General features: G+C 65.4%; 1 protein-coding gene and 1 pseudogene. Both read left to right on the top strand.

Features of this window, described 5'->3' with window-relative positions; translation table 11 throughout:
- The coding region (locus EN935_RS39645; protein WP_164771910.1) for an FCD domain-containing protein at positions 1 to 361 on the top strand (361 nt) is incomplete at its 5' end.
- Positions 358 to 535 (top strand): annotated as a pseudogene (locus tag EN935_RS42645) (cyanate transporter); the annotation flags it as partial. The gene EN935_RS39645 and the pseudogene EN935_RS42645, both read left to right, overlap by 4 nt.

Genomic DNA, 535 nt, shown 5'->3' with positions numbered 1-535 from the left:
GCTCGCCGCCTTGCGCCACACGCCAGCCGATCTCGAAGGGATGCGCCAACTGCTTGCCGAGCGCGGCACCGTCGCGGACGGCGGAAGCGATGCCTTCATCCGCCGCGACCTTGCTTTCCACAAGTCCGTCGTTGCCGCGTCCGGCAACAGGGCGATGATGGAGCTCTACGACTTCTTCACCGCCGCCATCACCGAGACCATCCACGCCACGCTCGACGGCAATCTGCCCGAACCGGACCAGCAGGCGCATGCGGCAATCGTCGAGGCCATTGCCGCTAGCGATCCCGAGCGCGCGGTTGCCGCCGTCCGCGCCTTCATGGCGCCGGTGCTTACCCAACTTGAAAGACTGCTTTCGCAATGAACCAGAGTTTTCGTCAGCCTGACCCGAAGCCGCAATCCGAGGCCATCAAGGGGCTGGAGCTCATCGATGCGGAAGTCGACAGCCTGCCCGCACCGCAGCCGCCTGAACTGCGCAGCCGTGCAGCACGTATTGTGCTTGGCGCGAGCCTTGTGCTGATCGCCTTCTGCCTGCGGC

Source organism: Mesorhizobium sp. M7D.F.Ca.US.004.03.1.1, assembly GCF_003998635.1.
GTDB classification, from domain to species: domain Bacteria; phylum Pseudomonadota; class Alphaproteobacteria; order Rhizobiales; family Rhizobiaceae; genus Mesorhizobium; species Mesorhizobium loti.
Note: the sequence above shows the minus strand (reverse complement) of the source record. Positions and strands in the feature narration are given on the sequence as shown.